The following is an 8383-nucleotide window of genomic DNA, read 5'->3' as shown; positions in this document are numbered from 1 at the left end:
AAATAGCAGGGAAGACAAATTAAGAGCTAACCGCCACCTGCGTGTTTAAAAATAGAACTTTTTGTATTGTTCCGGTGCGGAGGGGCATCCCGTATCGTTAATAAAGCTTACCGAGTATCCTAAGCAATAGCTGGAGTTGGTAAGAAGCCCACACTGAACCGCGCTTGTCAGTGTGGGAGTATGTCACTGTTAGCGTCTACCGGGAATGGTCTGACTTAGGAACGGTAAAACCCATGAACACATCACCCTGGCTAGCAGCTACTGCAATCACTACAGCTTCTTGCCTTACCTTAGGCGCTATCAATCCAGCAGCAGCGAATACTTTTGACAACATCGAAGTTAACGAAAACAATTTTATTGCGGTAGCTGCCCCTTTTGGCTACAACCAGTATCAATTACTAGTCATCGAGCAGATTGCAAACTGGCAAGCGTGCTGGCGTGAAAGTGGCACTAACCCAGTTGTAGTAGAGCCTCTGCTGCTCAACTTTGACTTTACAGGAATTTGTGGGCGCAGTACAGACAGCAACGGCTATTCTATGCGCGTCGATAGTCAAGACTTCGGCCTAGACTATATGCTCAGAGTGGTTAAGCGGAATGGAGAATTGGTATTAGTAGGGACTCACCGCATTGACCGCAATGCCCCAAACATCGAACTTGGCCGCACCAGAGGTTTGGCTAATGGCTTTCTCAAAATCTTTCTTGATCCTGGTTGGCGATTTACCAAACGTATGTATCAGGGCAAACAATTAGGTCACATCTATCTTACCTATGGTGCGATCGCTAATACTGTCGCGCCACAGTGGACCAGTAGCCCTCAACCCTCACCACCTACTCCCAGCAGGGAATATATTTTTACCAAACCACAAGCCCAACCGAAGACTAGTGGTGAACGTTTTCCTGACACTAGCCCTCAACTTCCACCACCTGCACCGCGAGAATCCTCAAATGATGGCATACCAGTGTTTGAGGGTTCTAATTAATAGGAGTTACCAAGTTTAGTTGGTTTCGCCCCCCAACTTTGGGCAATATAGAGGGGGCTGTTTTTGCTATTTATGCCTGAGTTCAGGAAAACTAATTGCCTAATATTTTAGGTAAGTTAAGCTTGGTTTGATAACATAGCTCTGACCAAGAAATTATGACAAGAATCGTTCGGTTTCTAGCTCCCGTCTTGCTCCTAATTGGTTGTACTGACCACAGCCCGGCTGAGACTCAAAAAGAGCTAAGCTTGAGCTTACCGAGCGATTTCTCCTCCCTCGTGGAGCAGAGTCAACCGCACCGGCTCGGCTCAGTCACCCTTGACATAGTGCAACACCCCATCGAACTCGTCGGTGATTGCAGCAGCTGTGTGAATCCTCTCCATGTTGACCATCTAGTCCTGGAAAACCAGTACCTCCGGATCGAAGTAGCACCGCAGCTCGGTGGCCGAGTGCGTAGTGTTGTCTACAAACCCGCCCTTGTGGGCAGGGATGGTGCGCCCAAAACTAACACCCAGATGTTTGCCCTTGATACTCCCCAAGGGATCCCACATGACAAATTGCAAGTAAAGGTGCCTTGGAACTACGGCGGCTGGCGCATGTCCTTTCCCTTCCATGAACACGGTCTACGGGGCAAAGCTCAAGGCGCAAGTTATCGTTGGCGGATTCTAGCCGACGGGACAGCCGTGTTGACGATGACCATGTACTTCGACCGCTTCTCAAATCAGCCCAGCCCCGTAATTTCTGAAGAAAACTATCTTGATCTCAACTATCAAGGTAGGTATTCACCGCTGACCCTCGTGCAAGAGATTCGATTGGCACCGGGTCAAGCCTCTTTCCAGGAACGTTTGACGCTGTTCAACCCTTTGCCATATCGCTACGGATTTAAACTCTGGAACACGGCACAACTTCCCCGGACTGAGGATGCCAAATTCATTTTCCCCGTGTCACGTATGGCTTTCCATTGGGGAAAAAACCAAGCGTTCCGCAACTGGCCGCTGATGAACGATGGCACCAATGATACTGTAGTTGATCGCTCTGTCTTCGCCAATTGGACGGCACACCCCAACAAATTCGGCAAGAGCTATTTCGGAATCGACATGGTACACCCCTTTGCAGCTGTCTACTACCCAAGTGATGATTTAAACCGAGTTCGGATCACCTCCCCGTCAACCGCTCCTGGTCTCAAGCTCTACTCTTTCAACTGGAACCAGGGATGGCTTGATTCCTTCGAGCTTTGGGGTGGCAGCACGGAAATCTTTGAAGACCACGGACAATTTCTCGACCCTTTTGACCGCTACAGCTACGAGGAAGAATGGTGGATGCCCCAGGGAATTGGGGAACTGAGTGCTGCCTCGGCAGCGATCGCGGCGGGGCTGACCTATGAAGATGAGGGGGGAAAGACATATGCTCGGGTTCGGCTCACCGCTTCCCGTAACTACTCAGACTTAGTTGTTTCTGTTGGCAACGACACTGAGTCGGGTCTAGTTCAGCTCGACCAGTTGAATCCAGAGACGGTCGTTCTATTCTCGATTCCAGTGGCCAGCCATGGCAGCCCTGTTTGGGTGAAAGTCCACGAAGGTGAGCGGGAAATCTTCAATTATCGGATGCCTGTGGAACTTCCAGTGGTTGACAAAGCGGCGGAAGCCTGTCGTGAAGAAATTAATTTCGCCATTCCCCAAGCATTAGATAACTGTTCGGCAGCTACCAAAACACAGTCAAGTAGATACCGACGGGTCGAGTATTCCGAATTACGTGGCGAAAGCTACTGGCCCCCCAATGGTTCGGATAAAACCTGCAATCCTGAAAGGACCCTCAACACCTTCGGTCGTCCCGAAGCTGAAAAAATAGCAACTGCGCCCGAAGCCACAGCTCAGGAGCACCTGATTTATGGTCGGATTCTCTACCGGCTGGGCGGTCTTTCCAACTTCAAAACTGCCCGTAAACACCTAACAGCAGCAACCACTACCGAGCCTTCTCTGGGCGAAGCTTGGTTGCTTCTAGGAATTGTTGAGATGGAGACGGGTGACGCCCCTAAGGCCGTAACCGCCTGGAAAAAAGCTCTCGGCGCAGCCAAGCCAGCACCTTTAGCCAACTACTTTCTAGCCCTGAACGCTATCAGTGAAGGCAATCTTGATGCTGCACAGGAATTCATAGATGCACTAATACTGGGGGCACAACCAGACAATTACTTTGCTCGACTGCTAAAAGCAGGAATTCTTGAGCGTCTTCAACGGTACCAAGAAGCCTTAGAAATCCTCAACGAACTTGAAGATTTCCATGCCTCCGATCCGGGACTAGTCTATCTGAAACAGCTAGCCTATACTGGTCTGGGAGACACTGTAAAAGCGGAGGCCATGAAGCAAGTCTTGAGCCGACTTGAAGATCCCTTACGGGGCGAGCCGTCGGCAGCAAAGCGACGACAAGAGTTTGTTAATCGCTTATCAACTGGTGCATGGGAGTTGCCCTTGCGCCCACCCAATTTTACTTGTGAACCCATGTGGCTGCCGTTTAAAACATTGCGTCGCCTTCAGCGGGACGACTGGACAAACGGATTAACACCGCTCGAATGAATCTTGTGAACTGGAATTTCTGTCCAGAACTAGTTGACCACTACCTCTAGCTTCCTGGTTTGATGGGATTGGCTTAAGGCCAGGCTGGCAAATTGGGTATCCATCACGCTGAAATGACTTCAAAATCAGAAATCGTCTCAATCCAGACCCGTGCTCCACACTTGAGGGGATCATCTGGACGATACATCACCCGACAGGGGCCATTGACCTCCACCGTATGACCGTAAACATTTTTAGAGCCTCGCTTGACCGTAATCACAGGATTGCGGTCCCCCGTCTTGAGATTGTTGCGAATCACTCTCTGGTTAACATGAATCACTGTCTTGGTGTAATTTGTACGCTTTGACCAGTTCCGTTTTGGTCCGCGAGTGCCAGGGGTGACCACCGGCATACCATCAAACAACGGAATCACCCAAGTTCTCCCCACCTTATAAGCGCCTTTAACTCTGCCCTTGCCGAGAAGGTAACGGACGCGAGTGGCAGAAACACCTAGTAATTCAGCGGCTTGTGCGGTGGAAATCATCATGGCCAATAAACCATTGCTTTAACGATACTGTTATTGTAACACAAGTTTTCTGAAAATGCCAGGATTGGGTAAAACTATTGCAGCGATGCAGCGCGGTCTTGGGGAGGCAGCGCCGCCAAAGGGGGTTCCCCCCATGAGCGACTGCCGTGGTTTCCCCCATGAGCGACTGCATCAAGACATTTTCACAATCTTGAAGGGATTAGTGGGATTAGTGAGATTAGTGGGATAAAAGTGTGCTTAAAAACTATTGCATTGTCGCAATCTGAAGCCCTAGGGGCAACTGGGATTAATGAGTTTAATGGAATAAAAGGGTTATCACAAACTATTGCAGCGATGTAGAAGTGCGACCCGTGGCGAATTTAATTCACCACGGATCGCACCGCTATCTCCCTATCTCCCTATCTCCCCACCTCCCCACAAATCAAGTTTTAGTCAGACTTTGAAACAGCCCTGCCCTACTTTAATTGGTATTTTTTTTACTGCTCGATCAGCCCATGAGGCAGACGGCTCCACTCATTCCACGATCCATCATAATTTCTCACTTTGGGATAGCCGAGTAAATACTTCAAGACGAACCAAGTGGACGCAGAGCGTGCACCAATCGCGCAATAAGGAAATATTTCTTTGTCAGCTATAACACCTAGGCTGCTGTAAAGAGCATGTAACTCTTCTACTGACTTAAATGTACCGTCCTCATTCAAGGTATGAGTATTCTCAAGATGTACCGCACCTGGAATATGCCCTCCACGTTCAGCTCCTTCTGGCGGCTTCATCATAAATATCTCACCAGAAAACTCTTGAGGAGTCCGCACATCTAGCACCACACAATCCGTTTTCTCTAAAGATGCTTGCACCTCTGCCTGGAAAACTCGTAAGTCAGGATTGGGAGAGGTTGCTTGATAAGAGGTGGGCGGAAAGTTTGACAAGTCTGATGTTACTGGACGACCTTCTGCCACCCATTTCTGATGACCACCGTTAAGGACATACACTTTTTGATGTCCAAAGAGCTTCAGAAACCAGAACATAAAAGCTCCTGTGCCTGGGTAACTACCATAGGCAATGACGGTGGTTTCTTGGGAAATTCCTGAGCGCGACAACAGTTCCTCAATCGCAGTGGGGTCTAAATTCATTGCGAAGTCGGGCATGGAGAGATCAGTGGGGAAATTCCAGAAAATAGCCCCCGGAATATGAGTATCTTTGTAAGATTCTGGACTCATATCAACTTCAACCACACGCACCATCGGATCTTCGAGATGATCCATCAGCCATTGTGTATTGACCAAAACTTCAGGGTGAGCGTATTGAGACATCGGTTTTCTCCTAATATTGACGCTAAAGCTAATATTAGGGAAGGCAGTTTGGGTTGCCCAGTACCCGATCGAGTACACTTTTGGTGATCACGGTCGTCAATAACTCACCGCTAAGTCTTTTGAGACTATAGCGGGAGCTTGTTAAAAGCTCATAGTTGACCAGTCTAAGTTTTCTAAAAACTACGTTATTTCTGAGTGTTCAATTTCCTACCTGGGGATGCGTAGCTAGTCCCCAGCTCTAGAACCCAGCCGTTAAACAGGTGTAGTTGAGTTAAGCCAGTGCGATTGGGAAAGTACCGAGAAATAACTTTGACGTTCGCGAAGCGTGTGCGAAGCACTCAGCTAACTTTACCCTAGCGATAGGAGGAAACACAGTTATGCGTGTCTTTGTACTTAACAAAAATCGACAACCTTTAGACCCATGTAAACCGGCGAGAGCGAGAATTTTACTCTCAACAGGCAAAGCCAAAGTCTATCGTCGTTACCCATTCACCATAGTTTTGACGGAGGAAATAAAGGAACCAATCACTCACGAACATCAGTTAAAAATAGACCCTGGTGCAAAAACAAGTGGTCTAGCCATTGTCCAAGTAAAGCGGATAATCTGGGGAGCCGAACTTACCCATAGGGGTTTTCAAATACGAGAAGCTTTAACCTCTCGCAGGCAGTTAAGATGCTCCCGACGCAATCGTAAGACTCGATACCGCAAGCCCAGGTTCCTTAATAGAACTAGACCAAAAGGTTGGTTAGCTCCTAGCCTGATGTCTAGAGTTCAAAATATTTTAACTTGGGTTAAAAAGCTAACTCGATTATGTCCTGTTACAGGTATCTCCCAAGAGTTGATCAGATTCGATACTCAAAAACTCCAAAATCCTGAAATATCTGGGATAGAATATCAGCAGGGTACACTTGACGGTTACGAACTTCGGGAATATTTACTTGAAAAATGGGATCGGAAATGTGCTTATTGTGGAGCAACAGGTACTCGGTTAGAAATCGAGCATATCAAGCCTAGATCCAAAGGTGGCTCCGATCGAGTTTCTAATTTAGCGATCGCGTGTCGCCCATGTAACCAAGCTAAATCTAACCAAGATATTGAGCTTTTCTTATCCAAGAAGCCTAGCATATTGAAACGTATACTGAATCAAGCTAAACGCCCCCTCGCTGATGCGGCTTCTGTTAATACAACCCGCTGGAAATTGTACCACGAATTAAAATCAATCGGGTTGCCTATTGAAGTGGGCAGCGGCGGATTGACTAAATTCAATAGGTGTCGCCAAAGTCTTCCTAAAACTCATTGGTTGGATGCGGCGAATGTTGGAAAAGTTGAAACATTGATTATTGAAGTAACCCATCCTTTGATAATGACCGCAAAGGGGCACGGTACTCGTCAGCTCTGTAGAACCAATAAGTATGGATTCCCTATTCGTCATTGCTCCAGAATTAAATTTCACAAAGGCTTTCAAACGGGCGATATAGTTCGTGCTGTAGTAACCAAAGGCAAAAAGATCGGTACCTATGTAGGACGGGTTGCTACCAGAAAATCAGGGTCTTTCAACATATCAACTAAATCAGGATTGGTGCAGGGCATCAGTCACAAATATTGCCAATTTATTCACAGGAAGGATGGTTATGCCTATACAAACTAAACCCTGTCCTCCCTTTCCTGAGTGCCTGTCACCTGGGGGAACCCCAGGTGTTTATATGGCACGTCTCACCGCTAAATCAAAGATTATAGCGGGAGACGACCGGGAGGTGGACAGATGACTAGTTCCTTGCAGTTTTTATTTCAAGCCATTCATCAGGTCAAGGATGAAGCAGACTTGCGATCGCGTATTGTCCCAAAAATTGGTGAGCATTTTGTGGCAAAGCGATGGGGCGTTTTTTTCTTCGATCAATTGCTTCCAGTTAATAAAAAGCTTCAGGAATCCCTACAAATCGCCCTATCTATCGACCATAACCCTGTTCTACGCTATATCGTTGAGCATCACGCTCCTGCCCATGAATCATTGGTAGCATCGCCCAAGGTTTGGGCCTTGATTTGTCCTCGGCCAGATCATTGGCATGTGATGGCAGGACCAATCATCAGCAGTGGTCAATTAGTAGGTGCCCTAGGCTGCACTCGTGAACGGTCAATGCCTGCTTTCAATACACAGAATCTAGCGGATATGAGTGCAGTCTGTTTGCACTTGTCTGTTTGGGCTACAACCGTGCGCTCCCAGCACCAATCTTTCAAAAGCGATTGCTTAACGCCTCGTGAATTGCAAATTGCCGAATTAGTTGCATTAGGACGGACTAACGCAGAAATTGGCACTGAACTTTGGATTACAGAGAATTCAGTCAAGCAAGCTCTCAAGCGAATGTTTCGCAAGCTGAAAGTTTCATCCCGTGCTGAGATGGTTGCACAACTTTGGGTTAAAAAAGCTTACTTATCAAATCAAGGACTATCTCGATTCGACTCGATGCCCAACACCCAACGATAAGCTTACCGCAGCAACTAAAGCTTGTAGGGTGGGCAAAAAGCGTTTGGTTATGCGTGAGTATTCTAGATAATATAAATTTGCCCACCCTACTTTAATTGGTATTTTTTTTACACTTTTCCCTATTTTATATTCCCTGTTCCGTTCTTTTGCTTGCATGCATATTAGTTCTTAAAATCGTTGATAACAAACATCCTTGCCGACGCCTTACTTAGTTAGCAGTTTTATACAAAAAATATCGCCTCAAGGTTAAGAAAAAAATTAAAAAGTTAATTTTAGGTTAATTCTAGGTAAACTTAACAAACTCTTTATACGCTAGTCAGATAAAAATACACTAAATATTTACATAAAGTTCAAAAACAACCGTTAACCAAACCTTATAATTAAATTTATATAACTACAATCAAAATTTAACCTGGAAATGAAACCCTGACTAAGGGAGTTCAGCTAGTTTCAATCATCACGTATAGCAGAGAAAGAGTTGGTTAGGACAATACTCTGAAAGCATTATCCAGAGCAT

Annotated in this window: 7 protein-coding genes; 5 read left to right on the top strand and 2 right to left on the bottom strand. The window is 46.6% G+C overall.

Annotated features, from left to right (window positions below; translation table 11 throughout):
• Positions 1-233 precede the first annotated feature (233 nt).
• Complete coding sequence (locus AC4II3_RS29305; RefSeq protein ID WP_488014360.1) at positions 234-980, top strand: DUF3747 domain-containing protein; 747 nt, start codon at positions 234-236, stop codon at positions 978-980.
• A gap of 794 nt (positions 981-1774) precedes the next feature.
• Positions 1775-3547 carry a tetratricopeptide repeat protein gene (locus tag AC4II3_RS29300; RefSeq protein ID WP_488014362.1) on the top strand — a complete coding sequence of 591 codons (1773 nt, stop codon included), beginning with the start codon at positions 1775-1777 and terminating at the stop codon, positions 3545-3547.
• Positions 3548-3650: 103 nt separating this feature from the next.
• Here the strand turns inward: AC4II3_RS29300 and AC4II3_RS29295 are convergent, their stop codons facing one another.
• A complete protein-coding gene (locus AC4II3_RS29295) occupies positions 3651-4073 on the bottom strand; it encodes a helix-turn-helix domain-containing protein (RefSeq protein WP_070392246.1) in 423 nt (140 codons plus the stop codon).
• A 55-nt stretch (positions 4074-4128) separates the two neighbouring features.
• On the opposite strand from AC4II3_RS29295, the gene AC4II3_RS29290 reads away from it, so the two are divergent.
• Positions 4129-4302, top strand: coding sequence for a hypothetical protein (locus tag AC4II3_RS29290; RefSeq protein WP_488029708.1), 174 nt, complete (start codon positions 4129-4131; stop codon positions 4300-4302).
• Between the two features lie 247 nt (positions 4303-4549).
• Here AC4II3_RS29290 and AC4II3_RS29285 read toward each other — a convergent pair whose 3' ends face one another.
• Positions 4550-5383, bottom strand: a complete 834-nt coding sequence (locus tag AC4II3_RS29285; RefSeq protein ID WP_488014364.1) for a sulfurtransferase — start codon at positions 5381-5383, stop codon at positions 4550-4552.
• Between the two features lie 377 nt (positions 5384-5760).
• Between AC4II3_RS29285 and iscB the strand changes: the two genes are divergently transcribed.
• Together iscB and AC4II3_RS29275 are read left to right on the top strand one after the other, a co-directional pair.
• Positions 5761-7032, top strand: coding sequence for an RNA-guided endonuclease IscB (gene iscB, locus AC4II3_RS29280; RefSeq protein ID WP_488014366.1), 1272 nt, complete (start codon positions 5761-5763; stop codon positions 7030-7032).
• Between the two features lie 114 nt (positions 7033-7146).
• Positions 7147-7866 (top strand): helix-turn-helix transcriptional regulator, encoded by a 720-nt coding sequence (locus tag AC4II3_RS29275; protein ID WP_488014368.1) that lies wholly within the window; start codon positions 7147-7149, stop codon positions 7864-7866.
• Positions 7867-8383 lie beyond the last annotated feature (517 nt).

This window comes from Moorena sp., assembly GCF_982860115.1.
This window is presented reverse-complemented; position numbering and strand designations above follow the sequence as displayed.

Bases quoted from the DNA above. Each gene is read 5' to 3' on its own strand.
- AC4II3_RS29305 (WP_488014360.1), top strand. From the start codon at position 234: ATGAACACATCACCCTGGCTAGCAGCTACTGCAATCACTACAGCTTCT.
- AC4II3_RS29295 (WP_070392246.1), bottom strand. From the start codon at position 4,073: ATGATGATTTCCACCGCACAAGCCGCTGAATTACTAGGTGTTTCTGCC.
- AC4II3_RS29290 (WP_488029708.1), top strand. From the start codon at position 4,129: ATGCCAGGATTGGGTAAAACTATTGCAGCGATGCAGCGCGGTCTTGGG.
- AC4II3_RS29285 (WP_488014364.1), bottom strand. From the start codon at position 5,383: ATGTCTCAATACGCTCACCCTGAAGTTTTGGTCAATACACAATGGCTG.
- iscB (WP_488014366.1), top strand. From the start codon at position 5,761: ATGCGTGTCTTTGTACTTAACAAAAATCGACAACCTTTAGACCCATGT.
- AC4II3_RS29275 (WP_488014368.1), top strand. From the start codon at position 7,147: ATGACTAGTTCCTTGCAGTTTTTATTTCAAGCCATTCATCAGGTCAAG.